This window comes from Natrinema soli (genome assembly GCF_028618695.1).
The window spans coordinates 1-600 of record NZ_JAQIVI010000506.1 but is presented as its reverse complement, the minus strand read 5'-3'; the positions used below and the strand labels follow the sequence as shown (position 1 = coordinate 600).

General features: G+C 70.7%; 1 protein-coding gene. It reads left to right on the top strand.

Annotated features, from left to right (window positions below; all coding sequences use genetic code 11):
- Nucleotides 1–600 (top strand): molybdopterin-dependent oxidoreductase (locus PGX04_RS25130; RefSeq protein WP_273740998.1); only part of this gene is annotated, 600 nt, incomplete at both ends.

Genomic DNA, 600 nt, shown 5'->3' with positions numbered 1-600 from the left:
GGCGACGCCGAGCATCGACGCGGAGCGAGTGACCGCGGTCCGCGACGCGATCGGCGACGACGTCGACGCCGTCTACGCGGTCGCGACCAACCCCGTCGCTGGCATGCCCGACGCGACGCGCGTCCGCGAGAAACTCGAGGACGCGTTCCTCGTCGTGCAGGACGCGTTCCGGAGCGAAACGGTCGAGTACGCCGACGTCGTCCTGCCCGCGACGACGTGGGGCGAGTCCGAGGGGACGACGACCAACATGGAGCGGACCGTCTCCCGGGTCCGGGCCGCGACGGAGACCCCCTCGGGCGTCCGGACGGATCTCGCGTTGATCGGCGACATCGCCGGTCGAATCGACCCCGATCTGTTCGATCGGACACCGGAGCCCGAAGCGGTCTTCGACGAACTCGCCGCGCTGACCGCCGGCACCCCCGCCGATCTCTCCGGAATCAGCTACGAGCGCATCGAGGCCGAACGCGCGGTTCGCTGGCCGGCACCGGCACCGGACGTGTCGGCGGGGTACCGGTACTACGAAGCCGGGGATGGCGGCGACGACCGGACGAGTGACGATGTCGACGAGCGAACGACGAACGATGACGGCGAGCGAACGGC